The sequence below is a fragment of the Pseudomonas sp. NPDC090592 genome (assembly GCF_044769185.1).
GTDB lineage: Bacteria > Pseudomonadota > Gammaproteobacteria > Pseudomonadales > Pseudomonadaceae > Aquipseudomonas.
This window is the reverse complement of the sequence record NZ_JBIVXJ010000029.1, coordinates 40,952-63,603: the sequence shown is the minus strand read 5'-3', so window position 1 is coordinate 63,603 and position 22,652 is coordinate 40,952. Positions and strand designations below refer to the sequence as shown.

The window sequence follows — 22,652 nt, the reverse complement described above, 5'->3', positions numbered from 1 at the left end:
TCGACCGATTGAAAAAAGCCTCCGCTCAGCGGGGGCTTTTTTTATTGGGTTGACACTAAATTGGGGCGTCTATAGAATCACGCCTCCTTTTAGCGGGCGTAGTGCGTCCGTTGGGAACAGCCTGGAGTCTGAAATCCAATGCAAAATCAGCAAATCCGTATCAGGTTGAAGGCTTTCGACCATCGCCTGATCGACCAATCCACCCAGGAAATCGTGGAAACCGCGAAACGTACTGGTGCACAAGTGCGTGGTCCAATTCCACTGCCTACCCGCAAAGAGCGTTTCACCGTTCTGGTCTCCCCGCACGTCAACAAAGACGCGCGTGACCAGTACGAGATTCGCACTCATAAGCGTGTTCTGGACATCGTCCAGCCAACGGATAAAACCGTTGACGCGCTGATGAAGCTTGATCTGGCGGCAGGTGTGGAAGTACAGATCAGCCTCGGCTAAGACTTCGGTCTAGTCGTGTAACGCTCTGAAATGGGCGGCCATAGCGGGTGAAAGCCCCGTACACTCATGAGGTTTACAACATGACTATTGGTGTAATCGGTCGCAAGTGCGGTATGACCCGCATTTTCACCGAAGAAGGTGTCTCCATTCCGGTCACGGTCATTGAGATCGAGCCGAATCGTGTCACCCAGTTCAAAACTGAAGAAACCGATGGCTACCGTGCAGTGCAAGTCACTGTCGGCGAGCGTCGTGCTTCGCGTGTGACTGCCGCTCAGGCAGGCCACTTCGCCAAGGCTAACGTTGCCGCTGGTCGCGGTGTTTGGGAGTTCCGTCTTGAAGAAGGCGATTTCCAGGCTGGCGATCTGATCAAAGCTGAACTCTTCACTGCAGGCCAGCTGGTAGACGTTACTGGTCAGTCCAAAGGTAAAGGCTTCGCCGGTACCATCAAGCGCTGGAACTTCCGTGGTCAGGACAACACCCACGGTAACTCCGTGTCGCACCGTGTTCCTGGTTCCATCGGCCAGTGCCAGACTCCTGGTCGTGTGTTCAAGGGCAAGAAAATGTCCGGTCACATGGGCGCCGAGCGCGTGACTGTTCAGTCCCTGGAAGTAGTTCGCGTAGACGCTGAGCGCAACCTGCTGCTGGTCAAGGGTGCCGTTCCTGGCGCTACTGGCGGCGACGTGGTTGTACGTCCAGCTGTCAAGGCTCGCGGTTAAGGGGAAACTGACATGCAACTCAATGTAAATGACGCTCAGGCGATCGAAGTTTCCGAACTGACTTTCGGTGGCGAATTCAACGAGACGCTGGTTCACCAAGCAGTCGTGGCCTACATGGCCGGCGGCCGTCAGGGCACCAAGCAGCAAAAGACCCGTTCCGACGTGGCTGGTGGCGGTAAGCGCCCATGGCGTCAGAAGGGTACTGGCCGTGCTCGTGCTGGTACCACTCGTGGTCCGATCTGGCGTGGCGGTGGTGTAACCTTCGCAGCTCGCCCTCAAGATCACTCGCAGAAGCTCAACAAGAAGATGTATCGCGCAGCCCTGCGCTCCATCCTCGCTGAGCTGGTGCGTAGCGACCGTCTGGTCGTGGTTCAGGACTTCGCTGTTGAAGCACCGAAAACCAAAGATCTGCTGAACAAGCTGAACGGCATGGGTCTGAGCGATGTATTGATCGTTTCCGACGCTGTTGATCAGAACCTGTACCTGGCTGCTCGCAACCTGCCGCACGTCGATGTACGTGACGTACAGGGTTCCGACCCGGTCAGTCTGATCGCATACGAGAAAGTGTTGATCACTGTCTCGGCCGTGAAGAAATTCGAGGAGCTGCTGGGATGAACCAGGAACGCGTATTTAAAGTCCTCCTTGGCCCGCACGTTTCCGAGAAGGCTACCGTTCTGGCTGAGAAAAAAGGCCAGTTCGTATTCAAGGTTGCTACCGATGCAACCAAGCTGGAAATCAAGAAAGCTGTCGAAGGCCTGTTCAACGTAAAAGTTGAAAACGTGTCGACTGTTAACGTTCTGGGTAAAACCAAGCGTACCGCACGTGGTCTGGGCAAGCGTAATGACTGGAAGAAGGCGATCGTCTCCCTTCAGCCAGGCCAAGATCTCGATTTCAGCAGCAGTGCTGAGTAAGGAAGGGGTGCATCATGGCAATCGTTAAATGCAAACCGACTTCCCCTGGCCGCCGTTTCGTGGTCAAGGTGGTCAACAAGGAGCTGCACAAAGGCGCTCCTCACGCACCGCTGCTCGAGAAGAAATCGAAGTCTGGTGGTCGTAACAACAATGGCCGCATTACCACTCGTCACGTTGGTGGTGGTCATAAGCAGCATTACCGTCTGGTCGACTTCCGTCGCAACGACAAAGATGGCATTCCAGCCACTGTCGAGCGCATCGAATACGATCCAAACCGTACTGCTCACATCGCCCTGCTGTGCTACGCAGACGGTGAGCGTCGCTACATCATCGCCCCTAAAGGCGTGAGCGCTGGCGACCAGCTGATCGCAGGTGCCCTGGCCCCAATCAAGGCCGGTAACTCCCTGCAGCTGCGCAACATCCCAGTAGGTAGCACCATTCACGGCGTCGAACTGAAGCCGGGTAAAGGTGCTCAGATCGCTCGTTCCGCTGGTGCTTCGGCTCAGCTGATCGCTCGTGACGGCGTATACGTGACTCTGCGTCTGCGTTCCGGTGAGATGCGTAAAGTACTGGCTGAGTGCCGTGCGACCCTGGGCGAAGTCTCGAACTCCGAGCACAGCCTGCGTTCGCTGGGTAAAGCTGGTGCCAAACGCTGGCGCGGCGTTCGCCCAACCGTTCGTGGTGTTGCCATGAACCCGGTTGACCACCCGCATGGTGGTGGTGAAGGTCGTACCTCCGGTGGTCGTCATCCGGTATCGCCATGGGGCTTCCCAACCAAGGGTGCTAAAACCCGTGGTAATAAGCGTACCGACAACATGATCGTCCGTCGTCGCAAGTAACTAGAGGGATACGACAGTGCCACGTTCTCTGAAAAAAGGTCCTTTTATCGATCTTCACCTGCTGAAGAAGGTCGAAGTGGCGGTGGAGAAGAACGATCGCAAGCCAGTTAAAACCTGGTCGCGTCGCTCGATGATCCTGCCACAAATGGTCGGTCTGACCATCGCGGTTCACAACGGTCGCCAGCATGTTCCAGTTCTCGTGAACGAAGACATGGTCGGCCACAAACTGGGCGAGTTCGCCGGTACCCGCACCTATCGCGGGCACGTGGCTGACAAGAAAGCCAAGCGTTAAGGGGTAAGGAAATGGAAGTAGCCGCTAAGTTGTCGGGCGCTCGCATCTCCGCCCAGAAAGCCCGCTTGGTCGCCGACCAGATCCGCGGGAAGAAGGTGGGCGAAGCGCTCAACCTGTTGGCCTTCAGCAGCAAAAAAGCCGCTGAAATCATGAAGAAAGTCCTCGAGTCGGCCGTAGCCAACGCCGAACACAACGAAGGCGCAGACGTTGATGACCTGAAGGTCTCCACCGTCTTCGTCAACGAAGGGCGTTCGCTGAAGCGCATCATGCCACGTGCCAAAGGCCGTGCTGATCGCATCGTCAAGCGGTCTTGCCATATCACTGTCAAGGTTGCGGACAAGTAACGGAGTCGATCAGATGGGTCAGAAAGTACATCCCACTGGCATTCGCCTGGGAATCGTCAAGGAGCACACCTCCGTCTGGTACGCAGACGGTGCTACTTACGCAGATTACCTGTTGAAGGATCTGAAAACGCGTGAGTACCTCCAAGACAAACTAAAAAGCGCGTCCGTAAGCCGTATCGATATTCATCGTCCGGCTCAAACTGCTCGCATCACCATCCACACCGCTCGTCCAGGTATCGTTATCGGGAAGAAAGGTGAAGATGTCGAGAAGCTGCGTCAGGACCTGACCAAGCAGATGGGTGTGCCTGTGCACATCAACATCGAAGAGATCCGCAAGCCGGAACTCGACGCTATGCTGGTTGCGCAGAGCGTAGCTCAGCAGCTGGAACGCCGCGTAATGTTCCGTCGCGCCATGAAGCGCGCCGTACAGAACGCCATGCGTATTGGTGCCAAGGGCATCAAGATCCAGGTGAGCGGTCGTCTCGGCGGTGCTGAGATTGCTCGTACCGAGTGGTATCGCGAAGGTCGTGTGCCTCTGCACACCCTGCGTGCCGATATCGACTACAACACCTACGAAGCTCACACCACTTACGGTGTGATCGGTGTGAAGGTTTGGATCTTCAAAGGCGAAGTTATTGGTGGTCGCCAAGAAGAACTGAAACCACAAGCACCAGCGCCTCGTAAAAAAGCTGCTAAGTAAGGGGTACGCCAAATGTTGCAACCAAAGCGTACAAAATTCCGCAAGCAGATGACTGGCCACAACCGTGGTCTGGCACTGCGCGGTAGCAAAGTCAGCTTCGGCGAATTCGCCCTGAAAGCTGTTGCTCGCGGTCGCCTCACCGCTCGCCAGATCGAGTCCGCACGTCGTGCGCTGACCCGTCACGTTAAGCGTGGCGGCAAGATCTGGATCCGTGTGTTCCCGGACAAGCCGATCTCCAAAAAGCCTCTCGAGGTTCGTATGGGTAAAGGTAAGGGCTCCGTGGAATACTGGGTTGCCCAGATCCAGCCAGGCAAAGTCCTGTACGAGATCGAGGGTGTTTCTGAAGAGCTGGCGCGCGAAGCTTTCGCCCTGGCTGCTGCAAAGCTGCCTCTCGCCACCTCCTTTGTTAAGCGGACGGTGATGTGATGAAAGCGAATGAACTTCGTGAAAAATCTGCACAGCAACTGAATGAGCAACTGCTCGGCTTGCTGCGCGACCAGTTCAATCTGCGTATGCAGAAAGCAACTGGCCAGTTGGGGCAGTCGCACCTGCTCTCGCAAGTTAAGCGTGACATCGCTCGCGTGAAAACTGTGCTTAACCAGCAGGCAGGTAAGTGATCATGGCTGAAGCTGAAAAAACCGTCCGTACGCTGACTGGCCGTGTCGTCAGCGACAAAATGGACAAGACCATCACCGTTCTGATCGAGCGTCGCGTAAAGCACCCGATCTACGGTAAATACGTTAAGCGTTCGACTAAGCTGCACGCGCACGACGAATCCAACCAGTGCAAAATCGGCGACAAGGTTTCCATCCGTGAAACCCGTCCGCTGGCCAAGACCAAGTCCTGGGCACTGGTTGAAGTCCTCGAACGCGCTGTTGAAGTCTAAGGGCTAGGGGTCGGAGAAATTTTATGATTCAGACTCAATCCATGCTCGATGTGGCCGATAACAGCGGCGCTCGTCGCGTCATGTGCATCAAGGTGCTCGGCGGTTCGCACCGTCGTTACGCTGGCATCGGTGACATCATCAAGGTAACCGTCAAGGAAGCAATTCCGCGCGGTAAGGTCAAAAAAGGCCAGGTGATGACCGCTGTTGTCGTCCGTACCCGTCACGGTGTACGTCGCGCTGACGGTTCCATCATTCGTTTCGACGGCAACGCTGCTGTTCTGCTGAACACCAAGCAAGAGCCGATCGGCACTCGCATCTTCGGGCCAGTGACCCGTGAACTTCGTACTGAGAAGTTCATGAAGATCGTCTCGCTCGCCCCTGAAGTGCTGTAAGGAGATCCGACATGCAAAAGATTCGTCGTGACGACGAGATCATCGTGATCGCCGGCAAAGACAAAGGTAAGCGCGGTAAGGTGCTGAAGGTTCTGGCTGATGACCGTCTGGTTATCGGTGGCGTGAACCTGGTCAAGCGTCATACCAAGCCTAACCCGATGGCGGGCGTTCAGGGCGGTATCGTCGAGAAAGAAGCGCCTCTGCACGCTTCCAACGTTGCCATCTTCAACGGCGAAACCAACAAGGCTGACCGCGTTGGTTTCAAAGTAGAAGACGGTAAGAAAATTCGTGTCTTCAAGTCGACCCAAAAAGCGGTTGATGCTTGAACACTGCTAGGTAGAAGACCATGGCACGACTGAAAGAGATTTACCGGAACGAAATCGCTCCTAAGCTTAAGGAAGAACTTAAGCTGTCGAACGTGATGGAAGTTCCGCGCGTTACCAAAATCACCCTGAACATGGGTCTGGGCGAAGCGATCGGCGACAAGAAAGTCATCGAGCACGCTGTTGCCGACCTGGAAAAGATCACCGGTCAAAAGCCGGTCGTGACTTTCGCTCGCAAATCCATCGCTGGCTTCAAAGTCCGCGAAGGCTGGCCGATCGGCGTCAAGGTGACCCTGCGTAGCGACAAGATGTACGAATTCCTGGACCGCCTGCTGGCGATCTCCCTGCCTCGGGTTCGCGACTTCCGCGGCCTGAATGCCAAGTCCTTCGATGGCCGTGGCAACTACAGCATGGGCGTGAAAGAGCAGATCATCTTCCCGGAAATCGATTACGACAAGATCGATGCTCTGCGCGGTTTGGACATCACCCTGACCACCACTGCTCGTTCGGACGACGAAGGCCGCGCTCTGCTGCGTGCTTTCAAGTTCCCGTTCCGCAACTGATTGGAGTAGGAAAATGGCCAAGAAGAGCATGAAGAACCGTGAGCTGAAGCGTCAGCTGACGGTAGCCAAGTTCGCTAAGAAGCGTGCTGAGCTGAAAGCGACCATCGTCAACGTTAACGCCTCTCCAGAAGAGCGTTTCGCTGCCGTTGTCGCTCTGCAGAAGCAGCCACGTGACGCTAGCGCTTCGCGTCTGCGCAACCGTTGCCGCCTGACCGGTCGTCCTCACGGTGTATACCGTAAGTTCGGCCTGGGCCGTAACATGCTGCGTCAAGCTGCAATGCGCGGTGACGTACCAGGTCTGGTCAAGGCCTCCTGGTAATCGCTGCAGGTGTGATCCCGACGGAAGGGGAGCAATCTTCCGACCGTCGGTGACCTCACCAACAAACAAGCCCCTACATGGGGCTTGTTTCGTTTCTGCCTTGTGTCTAGAATGACCGGCTCACCTGAGCCTGGGTTTTTCACCCGTTCCGCTCAGGTGGTTGTCATAGCCGCAAGGCTAATAATTCTTGTATCAGGAGCATCTAGCCCATGAGTATGCAGGACCCGTTAGCGGACATGCTAACTCGCATCCGTAATGCCCAGATGGCTGAAAAGTCCGTCGTAAGCATGCCTTCTTCTACCCTGAAGGTCGCGGTTGCCAAAGTTCTGAAGGACGAAGGTTACATTGCTGGCTACCAGGTTACTGGTGAAGCCAAGCCGTCCCTGTCGATCGAACTGAAGTACTTCGAAGGCCGTCCGGTCATCGAAGAACTGAAGCGCACCAGCCGTCCAGGCCTGCGCCAGTACAAGGCCGTTACCGACCTGCCGAAAGTTCGTGGCGGTCTGGGCGTGTCTATTGTCTCCACCAACAAAGGTGTGATGACTGATCGCGCTGCGCGCGCTGCCGGTGTCGGCGGCGAAGTTCTGTGCACAGTGTTCTAAGGGGGGATAGACATGTCTCGCGTCGCTAAGAACCCCGTTAAGCTGCCATCCGGCGTCGAAGTAAAATTCGCAGGCCAGCAGCTTTCGGTGAAGGGTGCCAAAGGCACTCTCGAACTGAACGTTCACTCGTCTGTTGAAGTTACCGAAGAGTCTGGTGAGCTGCGTTTTGTTGCTCGCAATGGTGACCAGCAAGCTCGCGCCATGGCCGGTACCACCCGTGCTCTGGTCAACAACATGGTCCAAGGCGTAAGCCAAGGCTTCGAGCGTAAGCTCCAGCTGGTCGGTGTTGGTTACAAGGCACAGGCTAAAGGCACCGTCCTGAACCTGGCCCTGGGCTTCTCTCACCCAGTGGACTACGAACTGCCAGCCGGTATCACCGCTGAAACCCCTAGCCAGACCGACATCCTGATCAAGGGTATCGACAAGCAGCTGGTAGGTCAGGTGGCCGCTGAAATCCGCGACTTCCGTCCGCCAGAGCCGTACAAAGGCAAAGGTGTGCGTTACGCGGACGAAGTAGTCCGTCGTAAAGAAGCCAAGAAGAAGTAGGGCCTAGTAAATGACCGACAAAAAAGTTATTCGACTGCGTCGCGCTCGCAAAGCACGTCTGAAGATGCACGAACTCGAAGTCGTGCGCCTGTGCGTGTTCCGCTCCTCGCAGCACATCTACGCCCAGGTCATTTCGGCCGACGGCAGCAAGGTTCTGGCAAGTGCCTCGACCTTGGACAAAGACCTGCGTGATGGCGCCACTGGCAACATCGACGCGGCCACTAAGGTTGGCAAGCTGGTAGCTGAGCGCGCGAAAGCCGCCGGTGTATCTCAAGTTGCCTTTGACCGTTCCGGCTTCAAGTACCATGGCCGCGTCAAAGCGCTGGCTGATGCTGCTCGTGAAGGCGGGCTGGAGTTCTAAGTTATGGCAAATAACGATCAAAAGCGCGACGAAGGCTACATCGAGAAGCTGGTTCAAGTTAACCGCGTTGCCAAAACCGTAAAAGGCGGCCGTATCTTCACTTTCACCGCGTTGACCGTGGTTGGTGATGGTAAAGGTCGTGTCGGCTTCGGCCGTGGCAAATCGCGCGAAGTACCAGCCGCGATCCAGAAAGCCATGGAAGCTGCTCGTCGCAACATGATCCAGGTTGACCTGAAGGGCACCACCCTGCAGTACGCCACCAAGGCTGCCCATGGCGCCTCGAAGGTTTACATGCAGCCTGCTTCGGAAGGTACTGGTATCATCGCCGGCGGCGCAATGCGTGCTGTCCTGGAAGTTGCTGGTGTTCAGAACGTTCTGGCCAAGTGCTACGGTTCGACCAACCCAGTGAACGTGGTTTACGCCACCTTCAAGGGTCTGAAAGCCATGCAATCTCCTGAATCCATTGCTGCCAAGCGCGGCAAGAGCGTCGAGGAGATCTTCTGATCATGGCAACCGTAAAAGTAACGCTGATCAAGAGCGTCTCGGGCCGTCTGCCTAACCACAAACTGTGTGTTAAAGGCCTGGGTCTGCGTCGCATCGGTCACACTGTAGAAGTCCAGGATACTCCCGAGAACCGCGGGATGATCAACAAGGCTTACTACATGCTGAAGGTCGAGGGCTAATCGATGAAACTCAATGATCTGAGTCCAGCGCCGGGTTCCCGTCGCGAAAAGCATCGTCCAGGTCGTGGTATCGGTAGCGGTCTGGGTAAGACCGGCGGCCGTGGCCACAAAGGTCAGACTTCCCGTTCGGGTGGTTCGATCGCTCCTGGCTTCGAAGGCGGTCAACAACCGCTGCACCGTCGTCTGCCGAAGTTCGGCTTCGTTTCCCTGAAAGCCATGGACCGCGCAGAAGTGCGTCTGTCCGAGCTGGCCAAGGTGGAAGGCGACGTGATCTCCGTGCAATCCCTGAAGGATGCCAACGTGATCAACCAGCACATTCAGCGTGTGAAAATCATGCTGTCTGGCGAAGTTACTCGCGCAGTCACCATCAAGGGCATCGCAGCCACCAAGGGTGCGCGTGCGGCTATCGAAGCAGCTGGCGGCAAATTCGAGGAATAAATGGCTAAGCAAGGTGCTCTCTCTTCGCTCGGTAAGGGCGGGATGTCGGAACTCTGGGCTCGTCTGCGCTTTCTGTTCATGGCGATCATCGTCTATCGGATAGGTGCGCATATCCCGGTTCCCGGCATCAATCCGGACCGTCTGGCGGATCTGTTTCGGCAGAATGAGGGGACCATTCTTAGCTTGTTCAACATGTTTTCCGGTGGTGCGCTTGAGCGCATGAGCATCTTTGCACTGGGGATCATGCCGTACATCTCGGCATCGATCATCATGCAGCTGATGACGGCGGTCAGCCCGCAACTGGAGCAGTTGAAGAAGGAAGGTGAAGCTGGCCGTCGCAAGATCAGCCAGTACACCCGCTACGGCACCGTTATCCTGGCACTGGTTCAAGCCATTGGCATGTCCATTGGCCTGGCCAACCAGGGCGTGGCGTTTTCTGTAGGTCTTGGCTTCCATGTCGTTGCCGTCTCCACCTTCGTGGCGGGCGCGATGTTCATGATGTGGCTGGGCGAGCAGATCACCGAGCGCGGTGTGGGCAACGGTATCTCGATGTTGATCTTCGCAGGTATCGTTGCCGGTCTTCCGAGAGCAATCGGGCAGTCTTTCGAGTCTGCGCGCACAGGCGATATCAACATTTTCGCCCTGGTCGCTATCGGTTTGCTGGCAGTAGCGATTATCGGTTTCGTGGTGTTCATTGAGCGTGGTCAGCGTCGTATCGCCGTTCACTACGCCAAGCGTCAGCAGGGCCGCAAGGTCTTCGCTGCGCAGACCAGCCACTTGCCGTTGAAAGTGAACATGGCGGGGGTTATCCCGGCCATTTTCGCGAGCAGCATTCTGCTGTTCCCGGCTTCGCTGGGTGCCTGGTTCGGTCAGTCCGAAGGTATGGGCTGGCTGCAGGACATCTCGCAGTCGATCGCTCCTGGTCAGCCGTTGAACATTCTGCTGTTTAGTGCAGGGATCATTTTCTTCTGCTTCTTCTACACAGCGCTGATGTTCAACCCGAAAGACGTAGCGGAAAACCTGAAGAAGTCCGGTGCCTTTATTCCGGGTATCCGTCCTGGTGAGCAGTCGGCACGCTACATTGATGGCGTTCTGACTCGTCTGACCATGTTCGGTGCTCTTTACATGATGGCCGTCTGCCTTCTGCCCCAGTTCCTGGTGGTGGCAGCAAATGTGCCGTTCTACCTTGGCGGGACCTCGTTGCTGATTGTGGTAGTGGTTGTGATGGACTTCATGTCCCAAGTACAATCGCACCTCGTTTCGCACCAGTACGAATCCCTGATGAAGAAAGCCAACCTGAAAGGCTACGGTGGCAGCGGTTTGCTGCGCTGATACGCCCCTAAGGTTCGAGGAGTCGGTAATGAAAGTTCGTGCATCGGTGAAAAAGCTGTGCCGTAACTGCAAGATCATCCGTCGCGAAGGCGTCGTTCGAGTGATCTGCAGCGCGGAACCGCGTCACAAACAGCGCCAAGGCTGAGTGTGATCTGCGTTTCAAACCCAGCAGCTAGTGTGCTGCTGGGTTGATTATTCGTTTCTACAGCGATATTATCTCGCGCCCTATTTCTTGGCTTCCGGGGCGTAGGTAGCTGTCAATTGGAGTCCCACTGAATGGCCCGTATTGCAGGCGTCAACATTCCAGATAACAAGCATACTGTTATCTCGCTGACCTACATCTATGGTGTCGGTCGCACAACTGCACAGAAGATCTGTGCAGACGCTGGTGTAAACCCAGCCGCTAAGATCAAGGATCTGAGCGACGAGCAAATCGAAACCCTGCGTGGCGAAGTTGCGAAGTTCACCACCGAAGGTGACCTGCGTCGTGACATCAACATGAAGATCAAACGCTTGATGGACCTGGGTTGCTACCGCGGCCTGCGTCATCGTAAAGGTCTGCCGGTTCGCGGTCAGCGCACCAAGACCAACGCACGCACCCGTAAGGGCCCGCGTAAGCCGATCCGCAAGTAATCGCCCAGGAATATAGACATGGCAAAACCTGCTGCTCGTCCTCGTAAGAAAATCAAAAAGACAGTGGTTGATGGCATCGCCCACATCCATGCATCTTTCAACAACACCATCGTGACCATCACCGACCGTCAGGGCAATGCTTTGTCCTGGGCGACCTCCGGTGGTTCGGGTTTCCGTGGTTCGCGCAAATCCACCCCGTTCGCAGCCCAGATTGCTGCTGAGCGTGCTGGTCAAGCTGCGCTGGAATACGGTCTGAAGAACCTCGACGTCAACGTCAAGGGTCCAGGTCCGGGTCGTGAATCCGCCGTTCGTGCATTGAACAGCTGCGGCTACAAGATCGCCAGCATCACCGACGTGACGCCAATCCCGCATAACGGGTGCCGTCCGCCGAAGAAGCGTCGCGTGTAATCAGGAGACAGAAGAATGGCACGTTACATTGGTCCAAAATGCAAACTGTCTCGTCGTGAAGGCACCGATCTGTTCCTGAAGAGCGGCGTTCGCGCTCTGGAATCGAAGTGCAACATCGAAGCAGCCCCAGGTATCCACGGCCAGCGCCGTGGCCGTCAGTCCGACTACGGCACCCAGCTGCGTGAGAAACAAAAAGTTCGTCGTATCTACGGCGTACTGGAGCGTCAGTTCCGCGGTTACTACCAAGCTGCTGCCTCGAAAAAAGGCGCAACCGGTGAGAACCTGCTGCAACTGCTCGAGTGCCGTCTGGATAACGTCGTCTACCGTATGGGCTTCGGCTCGACTCGTTCCGAGTCCCGTCAGCTGGTTTCGCACAAAGCGATCAGCGTCAACGGTAAGACTGTAAACATTCCATCCTACCAAGTTCGTCCGGGTGACGTGGTCGCGGTCCGCGAGAAGTCGCTGGCCCAGCTGCGCATTGTTCAAGCCCTTGAACTGTGCGCCCAGCGTGGCCGCGTTGAGTGGGTTGACGTGGATGCTGCTAAAAAGTCGGGCGTTTTCAAGAACGTTCCTGCTCGCAGCGACCTGTCTGCCGACATCAACGAAAACCTGATTGTCGAGCTCTACTCCAAGTAAGGGCTAGAAAATAGGTGCATCCATGCAGATTTCGGTAAATGAGTTCCTGACTCCCCGCCACATTGATGTGCAGGTGGTCAGTCCGACCCGCGCCAAGATTACGCTCGAGCCTCTCGAGCGTGGTTTCGGCCATACCCTGGGCAACGCGCTGCGCCGCATCCTGTTGTCCTCCATGCCTGGCTGTGCAGTAGTCGAGGCCGAGATCGATGGCGTACTCCATGAGTACTCCGCGATCGAAGGTGTTCAGGAAGACGTAATTGAAATCCTGTTGAACCTGAAAGGCCTGGCTATCAAACTGCACGGTCGTGACGAAGTTACGCTGACCTTGTCGAAAAAGGGTTCGGGGGTGGTTACCGCTGCCGATATTCAGCTGGATCACGATGTCGAGATCGTCAACCCCGATCACGTAATCGCGAACCTGGCGTCGAACGGCGCCCTGAACATGAAGCTCACTGTAGCTCGTGGTCGTGGTTACGAGCCGGCCGACTCCCGTCAAACCGACGAAGACGAAAGCCGTAGCATTGGCCGTCTGCAGTTGGACGCTTCGTTCAGCCCTGTGCGTCGTATCGCCTATGTGGTCGAGAACGCCCGTGTTGAACAGCGTACCAACCTGGACAAACTGGTCATTGATCTGGAAACCAACGGCACCCTGGATCCTGAAGAGGCTATCCGCCGCGCTGCGACCATCCTGCAACAGCAGCTGGCCGCGTTCGTCGACCTCAAAGGTGACAGTGAGCCTGTCGTAGTCGAGCAGGAAGACGAGATCGATCCGATCCTGCTGCGTCCGGTTGACGACCTGGAACTGACTGTACGTTCGGCCAACTGCCTCAAGGCGGAGAACATCTACTACATCGGCGACCTGATTCAGCGTACCGAAGTAGAGCTGTTGAAGACTCCTAACCTGGGCAAGAAGTCCCTGACTGAAATCAAGGACGTCCTGGCCTCTCGTGGTCTGTCTCTCGGCATGCGCCTCGACAACTGGCCGCCTGCAAGTCTTAAGAAAGACGACAAGGCGACCGCCTGATCGTCGTAATCACCGAACGTAGTGTTTGGTAAGGAATGAATCATGCGTCATCGTAAAAGTGGACGTCACCTGAGCCGTACCAGCTCTCACCGCAAGGCTATGTTCCAGAACATGGCAGTGTCGTTGATCGAGCACGAGCTGATCAAAACCACCCTGCCGAAAGCCAAGGAACTGCGCCGCGTTGCCGAGCCGCTGATCACCCTGGCCAAGGAAGACAGCGTTGCTAACCGTCGTCTGGCCTTCGACCGTACCCGTTCGAAGTCCGCTGTTGGCAAACTGTTCAACGACCTGGGCAAGCGTTACGCCACCCGTCAGGGCGGCTACCTGCGCATCCTGAAGTGCGGTTTCCGCGCTGGCGACAACGCGCCTATGGCGTACGTCGAGCTGGTTGATCGTCCGGTCGGCGGTGCTGTAGAAGCTGCTGAGTAAGACGTTCTGTCTGCTACAAAGAACCGGGCCTAGTGCCCGGTTTTTTGTGCTTGTAAGTATTGTTTATTTCTATTGATACAAGTCATGTAATGAATTTGTCCCTGTAACCTTGCTCGTCAATACTCTCTCCATAGCCGATTAGCCGGCGTTTGAAGACCGATAAGGAGAGCCCATGAGCAAGATTCTCACCACCGCCAGCGGTGCACCTGTAGCCGACAACCAGAATTCCCGCTCTGCCGGCCCACGCGGCCCGCTGCTGCTCGATGACTTCCACCTGATCGAGAAGCTTGCCCATTTCAACCGCGAGAACATTCCTGAGCGCCGTGTGCACGCCAAGGGCTCGGGCGCCTATGGCACTTTTACCGTAACCCGCGATATCAGCGGTTACACCAGCGCCAGGCTGTTCGAGCAGGTTGGCAAGCAGACAGAAACCTTCCTGCGCTTCTCCACTGTCGGTGGTGAACGTGGTTCAGCGGACACTGAGCGTGATCCACGCGGCTTTGCCGTCAAGTTCTACACCGAGGAAGGCAACTGGGACATCGTGGGTAACAACACGCCAGTGTTCTTCATTCGCGACCCGCTCAAGTTCCCCGACTTTATCCACACGCAGAAACGTCACCCGCAATCCAACCTGAAGAATGCCCAGATGATGTGGGACTTCTGGTCGCACTCGCCCGAGGCGTTGCACCAAGTGACCATTCTGTTCTCGGACCGGGGCATTCCAGATGGCTATCGCCACATGCACGGCTTTGGTAGCCACACCTACAGCCTGATCAATGCACAGGGCGAGCGCACCTGGGTCAAATGGCATTTCAAGACCCAGCAAGGCATCAAGAACCTGGCCCCGGCCGACGCAGCACGCCTGGCCGGTAGCGACCCGGACTACGCCCAGCGTGACCTGTTCGAGGCCATCGAGCGTGGCGACTTCCCGCGCTGGACCGTGTGCATTCAGGTGATGAGCGAGGCCGAAGCGGCCAACCGCGACGAGAACCCGTTCGACGTCACCAAGACTTGGTCGCAGAAGGATTACCCGCTGATCGAAGTCGGTGTGCTCGAACTCAACCGAAATCCGCTCAACTACTTCGCTGAAGTGGAACAGGCGGCCTTTGGCCCGAGCAATATGGTCCCCGGTGTCGGCCTGTCGCCAGACCGCATGCTCCAGGGCCGGGTGTTCGCTTACGCTGACGCGCACCGCTACCGTGTAGGCACCAACCATCAGCAGTTGCCAGTGAACGCGCCACGCTGCCCGGTAAACAGCTACCAGCGCGACGGTTCGATGGCCACTGGCAGCTACGGCAGCGCACCGAACTACGAGCCCAACAGCTACACCGACGCGCCGAAGCAGTCGCCACGCCACGCTGAGCCAGCGCTGGCCCTGGATGGTGCGGCGGATCGTTACGATCACCGCGAGGACACTGACTACTTCAGCCACGCGGGCGCGCTATTCCGCCTGATGAGCGATGAGCAGAAGGCCCTGTTGATCAGCAACATTGCCGGGGCCATGGCAGGTGTCAGCGAAGACGTGATCCAGCGCCAGTTGCTGTACTTCTTCAAGGCCGATCCGGCCTATGGCGAAGGAATTGCCAAGGCGTTGGGCGTCAATCTGGCCTAACTCTAAGTGATAAGCAGAACCGCCCTCATTTGGGCGGTTTTTCAATGAATATCACTACTGTTTAACCGATTTTTTGCTTCTAATTGCGTGTTTTTCAGTGACCGTAGGCAAAAGCTGGTTCACACTATGTGGCATAGACGTTTTCATATGGAGAATCAGGGCGATGCAAGGCCACCCGGACGTAATCAACTACCTCGTCACGCTGCTGAAGGGCGAACTGGCGGCACGCGACCAATACTTCATTCATTCGCGCATGTACGAAGACTGGGGCCTGTCCAAGCTCTACGAGCGTATCAACCATGAGATGGAGGAAGAGACCCAGCACGCCGATGCCCTGATGCGGCGTATCCTCATGCTCGAAGGTACCCCTGACATGCGTGCGGACGACCTCGAAGTCGGCAGTACCGTGCCGGAAATGATCGAGGCTGACCTCAAGCTCGAGTACAAGGTGCGTGGCGCCCTGTGCAAAGGCATCGAGTTGTGCGAACTGCACAAGGACTACATCAGCCGTGACATTCTCCGTGCTCAATTGGCGGATACCGAAGAAGATCACACCTACTGGCTGGAGAAGCAGCAGGGTCTGATCAAGGCCATTGGCCTGGAGAATTACCTGCAATCGCAGATGTAAATAGCGGGGCTGCTTTGCAGCCCATCGCGACACAAGGCCGCTCCTACAGGCGATCGCGCAACTCCAAGGTTTACGCGATCGCCTGTAGGAGCGGCCTTGTGTCGCGATGGGGGCGCAAAGCGCCCCCATGGTCCTCAGGCCCGGTCCCGCTCCAGCAGCGGTTTCAGGTAGTGCCCGGTATACGACTGCTTCATCTCGCTCAGCTCTTCTGGCGTGCCGCAGGCAATGATCTGCCCACCTTTGGAACCACCTTCCGGCCCCAGGTCCACCAGCCAGTCGGCGGTCTTGATTACATCCAGGTTGTGCTCGATCACCACCACGGTGTTGCCGTGGTCGCGCAGGCGATGCAGTACGTCCAGCAATTGCTGGATATCAGCAAAGTGCAGGCCGGTGGTTGGCTCATCGAGGATGTACAGGGTCTTGCCGGTATCGCGTTTGGACAGCTCGCGTGACAGTTTCACCCGTTGGGCTTCACCGCCAGACAGTGTGGTCGCAGACTGGCCCAGCTTGATGTACGACAGGCCCACATCCATCAGCGTTTGCAGCTTGCGCGCCAGCGCCGGTACTGCGTCGAAGAACTCGCGGGCATCCTCGATGGTCATTTCCAGCACTTCGTGGATGTTCTTGCCCTTGTACTTGATTTCCAGGGTTTCGCGGTTGTAGCGCTTGCTCTTGCACACGTCGCACGGCACATAGATGTCTGGCAGGAAGTGCATCTCGACCTTGATCAGGCCGTCACCCTGGCAGGCCTCGCAACGGCCACCCTTCACGTTGAACGAGAAGCGCCCCGGACCGTAGCCGCGGGAGCGTGACTCCGGCACGCCGGAGAACAGCTCGCGGATTGGCGTGAAGATACCGGTATAGGTCGCCGGGTTGGAGCGCGGGGTGCGGCCGATCGGGCTCTGGTCGATATCCACCACCTTGTCCAGGTGCTGCAAGCCGTCCATGCTGCTGTGCGGCGCCGCTTCCAGGGTGCTTGCACCATTCAGGGCAGTGGCTGCCAACGGGAACAAGGTGTTGTTGATCAACGTCGACTTGCCCGAGCCGGACACCCCGGTCACGCACGTCAGCAGACCGATCGGGACTTCCAGGTCGACGTTTTGCAAGTTGTTGCCACGTGCGCCCTTGAGCTTGAGCTGCAACTTCTTGTTGCGTGGTGTGCGCTTGGCCGGCACGACAATCTTCTTGCGCCCGGACAGGTATTTGCCGGTCAACGAATCAGGGTGGTCCATGACCTCCTGTGGCGTGCCCTCGGCCACGATCTGCCCACCATGTACACCGGCCCCAGGGCCGATATCGACCACGTAGTCCGCCAGGCGAATGGCGTCTTCGTCGTGCTCTACCACGATCACTGTGTTACCCAGGTCGCGCAGGTGGTTGAGGGTGGCCAGCAGGCGATCGTTGTCGCGTTGATGAAGGCCGATGGACGGTTCGTCGAGGATGTACATCACCCCCACCAGGCCGGCGCCGATCTGGCTGGCCAGGCGGATACGCTGCGCCTCGCCGCCAGACAGGGTATCGGCGCTGCGGTCCAGGGTGAGGTAATCGAGGCCGACGTTGACCAGGAACTGCAAGCGCTCGCAGATTTCCTTGAGGATCTTCGCAGCAATTTCGCCACGGCGGCCGGTCAGGGTCAGCTCGCCGAAGTAGTTGCTGGCTTCACCGATCGGCAGGTTGGTAACCGCCGGCAGGGTCTTCTCGCCCACCCACACATGGCGCGCTTCGCGGCGTAGGCGGGTACCACGGCAATCCGGGCAGGGCTGGGTGCCGAGGAACTTGGCCAGCTCTTCACGCACGGTGGCCGACTCGGTCTCGCGGTAGCGGCGCTCCAGGTTCGGCACGATGCCTTCGAACGGGTGCGAGCGCTTGACGATGTCGCCACGGTCGTTGAGGTACTTGAAGTCGACACTCTGCTTGCCACTGCCTTGCAGGATCACCTTCTGGTGTTCGGCCGACAGCTCACCGAATGGCTCCTCCAGGCTGAAGCCGTAATGCGCGGCCAGCGAACCGAGCATCTGGAAGTAGTACACATTGCGCCGGTCCCAGCCGCGGATCGCGCCCTCGGCCAGGGTGAGTTCGGCATTGACCAGGCGTTTGGTGTCGAAAAACTGCTTCACGCCCAGGCCATCGCATGTCGGGCACGCACCGGCAGGGTTGTTGAAGGAGAAAAGCTTCGGCTCCAGCTCACTGATGGCGTGGCCACACACCGGGCAGGCGAAGCGCGCGGAGAAGATCATCTCTTCGCCTGGCTCGTCGTCCATCGGCGCCACCAGGGCGATACCGTCGGCCAGCTTGAGCGCGGTCTCGAACGATTCGGCCAGGCGCTGTTGCAGGTCGGCGCGAACCTTGAAGCGGTCCACCACTACATCGATGCTGTGCTTTTTCTGCTTGTCGAGCTTGGGCAACTCGTCCAGCTCGTAGAGCTTGCCGTTGACCCGGGCGCGGACGAAGCCCTGAGCGCGCAGTTCGTCGAAAACCGCCAGGTGTTCGCCTTTACGCTCGCGCACCACCGGCGCCAGCAGCATCAGCTTGCTGCCTTCCGGGCGCTCCAGCACCAGGTCGACCATCTGGCTGATCGTTTGCGCCTCCAGCGGGATATCGTGGTCCGGGCAGCGTGGCGTACCCACGCGGGCATACAGCAGGCGCAGGTAGTCGTAGATTTCGGTGATGGTACCGACGGTGGAGCGTGGGTTGTGCGAGGTCGACTTCTGCTCGATGGAAATGGCCGGCGACAGGCCTTCGATGGTGTCGACGTCGGGCTTTTCCATCATCGACAGGAACTGCCGGGCGTAGGCCGACAGCGATTCCACGTAGCGGCGCTGGCCTTCGGCATACAGGGTGTCGAACGCCAGGGACGACTTGCCGGAACCGGACAGGCCGGTGATCACGATCAGCTTGTCCCGGGGCAGGGTCAGGTCGATGTTCTTCAGGTTGTGGGTACGTGCCCCACGAATCAGGATCTTGTCCACTGCGGCCTCGCTTGGCGGGCATAAACAAGGAAGTATACGGCGCGCCAGCATGGCGCGGCAAAGCGTCGCGTAGATGCCGTCAAGCTGTCGGACTGATAGAATCGCCGCCGGTTCACACGAGGTTAATCCATGCACGACACCCACAACGAGCGCATGAGTGGCGGCGAAACCCGCGCCGCTGGCGGCCTTGCCCTGGTCTTTGCCTTTCGTATGCTGGGCATGTTCATGGTCTTGCCGGTACTGGCCACCTACGGCATGGACCTGGCCGGAGCCACGCCTGCGCTGATCGGCCTGGCCATTGGCGCCTATGGCCTGACCCAGGCGGTATTGCAGATCCCGTTCGGGATGATTTCCGACCGCATCGGCCGTCGGCCGGTGATTTACCTGGGGCTGGTGATCTTTGCCCTGGGCAGTGTGTTGGCGGCCCAGGCCGACTCCATCTGGGGTGTGATTGCCGGGCGCATCTTGCAGGGGGCCGGGGCGATTTCTGCCGCGGTCATGGCGCTGCTGTCCGACCTCACCCGCGAGCAACACCGCACCAAGGCCATGGCCATGATCGGCATGAGCATCGGCCTGTCGTTCGCCGTCGCCATGGTCGTCGGCCCGTTGCTGACAAGTGCCTATGGTTTGTCAGGATTGTTCCTGGCCACGGCAGGGCTTGCCCTGGTCGGCATCCTGCTGATCGCCTTTGTGGTGCCCAACACCCACAGCATCCTGCAACACCGCGAGTCCGGTGTGGCACGCAAGGCAATCGGCCCGACCCTGCGCCATCCGGACCTTCTGCGCCTGGATGTGGGCATCTTCATCCTGCACGCCATCCTCATGGCCAGCTTCGTCGCATTGCCGCTGGCCTTCGTCGAGCGTGGTGGCCTGCCCAAGGAGCAGCACTGGTGGGTGTACCTGACCGCGCTGTTCATCTCATTTTTTGCAATGATCCCGTTCATCATCTACGGCGAAAAAAAGCGCAAGATGAAACGCGTGTTGGCTGGTGCTGTCAGTGTCCTGCTGCTTACAGAGATATACTTCTGGGAGTGGGCTGACGGTTTGCGCGGACTGGTGATTGGCACCGTGGTATTCTTTACCGCATTCAACCTGCTGGAGGCATCGCTGCCTTCGCTGGTGAGCAAGGTGTCGCCTGCAGGTGGCAAGGGGACGGCAATGGGGGTTTACTCCACCAGCCAGTTCCTCGGCGCTGCCTTGGGGGGAATCCTCGGTGGCTGGTTGTTCCAGCACGGCGGGCTGAACATGGTGTTCCTGGGCTGCGCGGTGCTGTGTGCCATCTGGCTGGTCGTCGCCTTGCGCATGAACGAGCCGCCGTATGTGACCAGCCTGCGCATGCCGCTGACGCCAGAGGCAGTCCGGGAAGCCGGCCTGACTGAACGCCTGATGGCTGTGCCGGGTGTGACCGACGCCGTTGTGGTGGCAGAAGAAGCCGCCATCTATATCAAACTGGATACGAAAATTTTGGACCGTGCGACCCTCGAGCGACTGGTGAATCCAGCCTCTTCGGCGTGCGAAGCCTAGGAGAACGTTATGGCCCGTGGGGTTAACAAAGTCATTCTGGTCGGCACTTGTGGCCAGGATCCCGAAGTCCGCTACCTGCCCAACGGTAACGCCGTGACCAACCTGAGCCTGGCCACCAGCGAGCAGTGGACCGACAAGCAGTCGGGCCAGAAGGTCGAGCGTACCGAGTGGCACCGTGTGTCGCTGTTCGGCAAGGTTGCCGAAATCGCCGGCGAGTACCTGCGCAAAGGTTCGCAGTGCTACATCGAAGGCAAGCTGCAGACCCGCGAGTGGGAAAAAGACGGCATCAAGCGCTACACCACCGAGATCATCGTCGACATCAACGGCACCATGCAGTTGCTCGGCGGCCGTCCTCAGGGTCAGCAGCAAGGCGGCGACCCGTACAACCAGGGTGGCGGCAACTACAACCAGGGTGGCGGCCAGCAGCAACAGTACAACCAGGCGCCGCCTCGTCAGCAGGCCCAGCGCCCGCAGCAGCAACAGCGCCCGGCGCCGCAGCAGCCTGCACCGCAGCCGGCAGCTGACTTTGACAGCTTCGATGACGATATTCCGTTCTGATTCACCGCTTTTTCAAAGCAGCAAACACCAAAAGCGAAGCCATTTATTTGGCTTCGCTTTTTTTTGCCCAATCAGGCCGGATGAATCATTACGTTAATACGGCGACGCTCGATGACTTTCTGGGCGCCGGGTGCGCCAGTGAGCTTGTCGAAAGTGACAGTGGTATCGGCATTGACCGCCGGATTAGGCACGATTCGGATCACCTGATAATCCTGGCCTGCTGGCGCTTGCGGCTGAAGCTCGACAGTAGCGGAGTCCGGCGTGCTGGCAACCCAAGTCTCCCCAGGGGCAACTGCCAGCCTGGCAGAGTAGGTATCCCCGGCCACGCTATGGAAGGTGCAACCATCGACGACCTGCGCTTGCGCGGGGCAGTGGGCGGCCTTGGCACCGGGGCGCAGCGGGTTTTCGATGGCGTAGGTGATGCCTTGCGTATCGGCAAACGCCAGCGATGCGAAGGTGCTGGCGAGTAGGGCGATGGGGAGTAGTCCACGCATTGCAGTGCTTCCTTGTGTGCAAAATCATAATGTATACAAACTGTATAATCTGCCGAAGTCCGACGTCAATGCATGCTTCAGCTGCAATGGCGGTCACGCTGCCGAACCGCCCAGTTAACAGTTGAGGCAGCTCGGTGCAGGGTGACGGTCAGGTTGGGCCCCCGGGTTAAATCTGCGCATCAAACACACTCTCCGAACCTGCAATCGAAAAATTTTCAACAGGTGCTTGACCGGGGAGAACGGTCGTTCTACTCTGGCTACATGGATAAGCCAATAACCGATACACGCGAAAAAATTCTGGCGACTGCCGAGCAGTTAATTTACGAGAACGGGATTCATGCCACGGGCATGGACTTGTTGGTAAAGACCTCGGGCGTAGCACGTAAAAGTATTTACCGTTATTTCGCGAACAAAGACGATGTCGCTGCGGCGGCACTCAACGCCCGCGATGTACGCTGGATGCAGTGGTTCAGAAGCGAATGTGACAAAGCCGAATCTGCGCAAGCACGCATTATCGGTATGTTTGATGTGCTCAAGAGTTGGTTCGTATCGGACGGTTTCCGGGGTTGTGCTTTTATCAATACCGCCGGGGAAGTCGGCGATGCAGAAGACCCTATTCGCCAGATTGCTAAACTGCATAAGCAAAAGCTGCTGGACTACACGTTTGAGCTGACCAGCCAATTGGCAGTCGAAGATCCGATGGGTTTGGCGAGGCAACTCTTTGTGCTGATAGAAGGCACGATTACCGTGGCCCGTGTAATGGGGGACCATTCCTCTCTTGAGAGTGCAAAAGAAGTAGCGAAGTTATTACTCAAGGAAGCGAAGCGCACAAACGCTCGATAACTTGGTTACACGTTAAGCGTTATCCTTGTATTGTTTTTGATGAGCCGTCAGTAACAGCATTTTGCTGCTGTCACTGACGATGGCTATCGGCTGCACGTTTTCAATCAACGCGACACGTTATTCAATATCGCTGCAATTAGGCCAAGCCGCATTGGTCTTATTTAATGAATGCTAACTCTTTTAATGTATCCACTGCC

At 57.5% G+C, this 22,652-nt stretch carries 35 protein-coding genes; 33 read left to right on the top strand and 2 right to left on the bottom strand.

All coding sequences use genetic code 11. The features are described from left to right. Positions 1-138 precede the first annotated feature (138 nt). From rpsJ to bfr, 30 genes are all read left to right on the top strand, one after another. The gene (gene rpsJ, locus ACIQUI_RS22550) at positions 139-450 is read left to right on the top strand and encodes a 30S ribosomal protein S10 (protein ID WP_003186070.1); all 312 of its coding nucleotides are present in this window, start codon (positions 139-141) and stop codon (positions 448-450) included. 80 nt (positions 451-530) lie between these two features. Next, positions 531-1,166 carry a 50S ribosomal protein L3 gene (gene rplC / locus ACIQUI_RS22545; protein WP_003257089.1) on the top strand — a complete coding sequence of 212 codons (636 nt, stop codon included), beginning with the start codon at positions 531-533 and terminating at the stop codon, positions 1,164-1,166. A 12-nt stretch (positions 1,167-1,178) separates the two neighbouring features. After that, positions 1,179-1,781 carry a 50S ribosomal protein L4 gene (rplD, locus tag ACIQUI_RS22540; RefSeq protein WP_003255485.1) on the top strand — a complete coding sequence of 201 codons (603 nt, stop codon included), beginning with the start codon at positions 1,179-1,181 and terminating at the stop codon, positions 1,779-1,781. After that, entirely contained in the window at positions 1,778-2,077 is a 300-nt protein-coding gene (rplW, locus tag ACIQUI_RS22535; RefSeq protein ID WP_003255484.1) for a 50S ribosomal protein L23, read from the top strand. Before rplD ends, rplW begins: the two co-directional genes overlap by 4 nt. A 14-nt stretch (positions 2,078-2,091) precedes the next feature. Next, positions 2,092-2,916, top strand: a complete 825-nt coding sequence (gene rplB / locus ACIQUI_RS22530) for a 50S ribosomal protein L2 (protein ID WP_008089816.1) — start codon at positions 2,092-2,094, stop codon at positions 2,914-2,916. Positions 2,917-2,932: 16 nt separating this feature from the next. Continuing rightward, positions 2,933-3,208, top strand: a complete 276-nt coding sequence (gene rpsS / locus ACIQUI_RS22525) for a 30S ribosomal protein S19 (RefSeq protein ID WP_003255482.1) — start codon at positions 2,933-2,935, stop codon at positions 3,206-3,208. Between the two features lie 11 nt (positions 3,209-3,219). Then, positions 3,220-3,552 (top strand): 50S ribosomal protein L22, encoded by a 333-nt coding sequence (gene rplV, locus ACIQUI_RS22520; RefSeq protein WP_003103908.1) that lies wholly within the window; start codon positions 3,220-3,222, stop codon positions 3,550-3,552. A gap of 13 nt (positions 3,553-3,565) precedes the next feature. After that, the gene (gene rpsC / locus ACIQUI_RS22515) at positions 3,566-4,252 is read left to right on the top strand and encodes a 30S ribosomal protein S3 (protein ID WP_003255481.1); all 687 of its coding nucleotides are present in this window, start codon (positions 3,566-3,568) and stop codon (positions 4,250-4,252) included. A gap of 12 nt (positions 4,253-4,264) precedes the next feature. Continuing rightward, a complete protein-coding gene (rplP, locus tag ACIQUI_RS22510) occupies positions 4,265-4,678 on the top strand; it encodes a 50S ribosomal protein L16 (protein ID WP_003255479.1) in 414 nt (137 codons plus the stop codon). Then, a complete protein-coding gene (gene rpmC / locus ACIQUI_RS22505; protein ID WP_002555481.1) occupies positions 4,678-4,869 on the top strand; it encodes a 50S ribosomal protein L29 in 192 nt (63 codons plus the stop codon). The genes rplP and rpmC overlap by 1 nt, the downstream gene beginning before the upstream one ends. A 2-nt stretch (positions 4,870-4,871) precedes the next feature. Beyond that, positions 4,872-5,138, top strand: coding sequence for a 30S ribosomal protein S17 (gene rpsQ, locus ACIQUI_RS22500; RefSeq protein WP_008089812.1), 267 nt, complete (start codon positions 4,872-4,874; stop codon positions 5,136-5,138). A gap of 23 nt (positions 5,139-5,161) precedes the next feature. Continuing rightward, positions 5,162-5,530, top strand: coding sequence for a 50S ribosomal protein L14 (gene rplN, locus ACIQUI_RS22495; protein WP_008089810.1), 369 nt, complete (start codon positions 5,162-5,164; stop codon positions 5,528-5,530). Between the two features lie 11 nt (positions 5,531-5,541). After that, on the top strand, positions 5,542-5,856 hold the full coding sequence (gene rplX, locus ACIQUI_RS22490; RefSeq protein ID WP_003255476.1) for a 50S ribosomal protein L24: 315 nt from the start codon (positions 5,542-5,544) through the stop codon (positions 5,854-5,856). 20 nt (positions 5,857-5,876) lie between these two features. Continuing rightward, positions 5,877-6,416 (top strand): 50S ribosomal protein L5, encoded by a 540-nt coding sequence (rplE, locus tag ACIQUI_RS22485; protein WP_003255474.1) that lies wholly within the window; start codon positions 5,877-5,879, stop codon positions 6,414-6,416. A 13-nt stretch (positions 6,417-6,429) separates the two neighbouring features. Next, positions 6,430-6,735 carry a 30S ribosomal protein S14 gene (rpsN, locus tag ACIQUI_RS22480; protein ID WP_009681970.1) on the top strand — a complete coding sequence of 102 codons (306 nt, stop codon included), beginning with the start codon at positions 6,430-6,432 and terminating at the stop codon, positions 6,733-6,735. A gap of 209 nt (positions 6,736-6,944) precedes the next feature. Further along, on the top strand, positions 6,945-7,337 hold the full coding sequence (rpsH, locus tag ACIQUI_RS22475; RefSeq protein WP_391131129.1) for a 30S ribosomal protein S8: 393 nt from the start codon (positions 6,945-6,947) through the stop codon (positions 7,335-7,337). Positions 7,338-7,349: 12 nt separating this feature from the next. Then, positions 7,350-7,883, top strand: coding sequence for a 50S ribosomal protein L6 (gene rplF / locus ACIQUI_RS22470; protein ID WP_003255469.1), 534 nt, complete (start codon positions 7,350-7,352; stop codon positions 7,881-7,883). Positions 7,884-7,893: 10 nt separating this feature from the next. Next, complete coding sequence (gene rplR, locus ACIQUI_RS22465; RefSeq protein ID WP_003255467.1) at positions 7,894-8,244, top strand: 50S ribosomal protein L18; 351 nt, start codon at positions 7,894-7,896, stop codon at positions 8,242-8,244. Between the two features lie 3 nt (positions 8,245-8,247). Further along, the gene (rpsE, locus tag ACIQUI_RS22460) at positions 8,248-8,748 is read left to right on the top strand and encodes a 30S ribosomal protein S5 (RefSeq protein ID WP_003255465.1); all 501 of its coding nucleotides are present in this window, start codon (positions 8,248-8,250) and stop codon (positions 8,746-8,748) included. Positions 8,749-8,750: 2 nt separating this feature from the next. Continuing rightward, positions 8,751-8,927 (top strand): 50S ribosomal protein L30, encoded by a 177-nt coding sequence (rpmD, locus tag ACIQUI_RS22455; RefSeq protein WP_003255463.1) that lies wholly within the window; start codon positions 8,751-8,753, stop codon positions 8,925-8,927. A gap of 3 nt (positions 8,928-8,930) precedes the next feature. Beyond that, complete coding sequence (gene rplO, locus ACIQUI_RS22450) at positions 8,931-9,365, top strand: 50S ribosomal protein L15 (RefSeq protein ID WP_003255461.1); 435 nt, start codon at positions 8,931-8,933, stop codon at positions 9,363-9,365. Further along, a complete protein-coding gene (gene secY, locus ACIQUI_RS22445; RefSeq protein WP_003257108.1) occupies positions 9,366-10,697 on the top strand; it encodes a preprotein translocase subunit SecY in 1,332 nt (443 codons plus the stop codon). A 28-nt stretch (positions 10,698-10,725) separates the two neighbouring features. After that, on the top strand, positions 10,726-10,842 hold the full coding sequence (gene rpmJ, locus ACIQUI_RS22440) for a 50S ribosomal protein L36 (RefSeq protein ID WP_002555468.1): 117 nt from the start codon (positions 10,726-10,728) through the stop codon (positions 10,840-10,842). Between the two features lie 131 nt (positions 10,843-10,973). Beyond that, positions 10,974-11,330 carry a 30S ribosomal protein S13 gene (gene rpsM / locus ACIQUI_RS22435; protein WP_003255457.1) on the top strand — a complete coding sequence of 119 codons (357 nt, stop codon included), beginning with the start codon at positions 10,974-10,976 and terminating at the stop codon, positions 11,328-11,330. An 18-nt stretch (positions 11,331-11,348) separates the two neighbouring features. Then, positions 11,349-11,738, top strand: coding sequence for a 30S ribosomal protein S11 (gene rpsK / locus ACIQUI_RS22430; RefSeq protein WP_012270237.1), 390 nt, complete (start codon positions 11,349-11,351; stop codon positions 11,736-11,738). Between the two features lie 15 nt (positions 11,739-11,753). Further along, positions 11,754-12,374 carry a 30S ribosomal protein S4 gene (rpsD, locus tag ACIQUI_RS22425; RefSeq protein ID WP_012270238.1) on the top strand — a complete coding sequence of 207 codons (621 nt, stop codon included), beginning with the start codon at positions 11,754-11,756 and terminating at the stop codon, positions 12,372-12,374. Positions 12,375-12,396: 22 nt separating this feature from the next. Further along, positions 12,397-13,398: a DNA-directed RNA polymerase subunit alpha gene (locus ACIQUI_RS22420; RefSeq protein ID WP_003255452.1), complete on the top strand. Its 1,002-nt coding sequence runs from the start codon at positions 12,397-12,399 to the stop codon at positions 13,396-13,398. A gap of 42 nt (positions 13,399-13,440) precedes the next feature. Then, positions 13,441-13,827 carry a 50S ribosomal protein L17 gene (gene rplQ / locus ACIQUI_RS22415; protein WP_003255451.1) on the top strand — a complete coding sequence of 129 codons (387 nt, stop codon included), beginning with the start codon at positions 13,441-13,443 and terminating at the stop codon, positions 13,825-13,827. A gap of 172 nt (positions 13,828-13,999) precedes the next feature. Next, entirely contained in the window at positions 14,000-15,439 is a 1,440-nt protein-coding gene (locus ACIQUI_RS22410; protein ID WP_403202801.1) for a catalase, read from the top strand. Between the two features lie 163 nt (positions 15,440-15,602). Then, complete coding sequence (bfr, locus tag ACIQUI_RS22405; protein ID WP_003257116.1) at positions 15,603-16,067, top strand: bacterioferritin; 465 nt, start codon at positions 15,603-15,605, stop codon at positions 16,065-16,067. 134 nt (positions 16,068-16,201) lie between these two features. On the opposite strand, the gene uvrA is transcribed toward bfr, so the two are convergent. Beyond that, complete coding sequence (gene uvrA / locus ACIQUI_RS22400; protein ID WP_403202799.1) at positions 16,202-19,036, bottom strand: excinuclease ABC subunit UvrA; 2,835 nt, start codon at positions 19,034-19,036, stop codon at positions 16,202-16,204. Positions 19,037-19,165: 129 nt separating this feature from the next. On the opposite strand from uvrA, the gene ACIQUI_RS22395 reads away from it, so the two are divergent. Together ACIQUI_RS22395 and ACIQUI_RS22390 are read left to right on the top strand one after the other, a co-directional pair. Next, the gene (locus ACIQUI_RS22395) at positions 19,166-20,560 is read left to right on the top strand and encodes an MFS transporter (RefSeq protein WP_403202797.1); all 1,395 of its coding nucleotides are present in this window, start codon (positions 19,166-19,168) and stop codon (positions 20,558-20,560) included. Between the two features lie 9 nt (positions 20,561-20,569). Then, positions 20,570-21,118 (top strand): single-stranded DNA-binding protein, encoded by a 549-nt coding sequence (locus tag ACIQUI_RS22390; protein WP_103448767.1) that lies wholly within the window; start codon positions 20,570-20,572, stop codon positions 21,116-21,118. Between the two features lie 71 nt (positions 21,119-21,189). On the opposite strand, the gene ACIQUI_RS22385 is transcribed toward ACIQUI_RS22390, so the two are convergent. After that, entirely contained in the window at positions 21,190-21,612 is a 423-nt protein-coding gene (locus ACIQUI_RS22385) for a hypothetical protein (RefSeq protein ID WP_403202794.1), read from the bottom strand. 261 nt (positions 21,613-21,873) lie between these two features. On the opposite strand from ACIQUI_RS22385, the gene ACIQUI_RS22380 reads away from it, so the two are divergent. Beyond that, positions 21,874-22,455 (top strand): TetR/AcrR family transcriptional regulator, encoded by a 582-nt coding sequence (locus ACIQUI_RS22380; RefSeq protein ID WP_403202792.1) that lies wholly within the window; start codon positions 21,874-21,876, stop codon positions 22,453-22,455. The last annotated feature ends 197 nt before the right edge of the window (positions 22,456-22,652 follow it).